General features: G+C 45.2%; 1 pseudogene. It reads left to right on the top strand.

The features are described from left to right. Positions 1 to 55 precede the first annotated feature (55 nt). Positions 56 to 239, top strand: a pseudogene (locus SB773_RS34365) (multidrug ABC transporter permease); the annotation flags it as partial.

The raw sequence follows: 239 nt of genomic DNA, 5'->3' as shown, positions 1-239 counted from the left end.
AGGTATGCGATTCCTGCAAGAGAGTGAAGTAAATACGGATAGGAGATACAAAAAGATGACGACAAAACAAAAACATACGTCAGGAAAGCTGAGACCGTTCTTTCATTTAATAAAGGAAACGAAGCCATCCAAGCTGATGCTCGGGACCGCGCTCTTCCTGAGCATTGCAACCACTCTTGTGAGCCTGGTAATTCCGCTTTTCACCAAGGATCTGATCGATGGCTTCACATTGTCCTCGA

It is taken from the genome of Bacillus sp. SIMBA_074, assembly GCF_046534555.1.
Taxonomy (GTDB): Bacteria; Bacillota; Bacilli; order Bacillales; family Bacillaceae_G; genus Bacillus_A; species Bacillus_A mycoides.
Note: the sequence above shows the minus strand (reverse complement) of the source record. Positions and strands in the feature narration are given on the sequence as shown.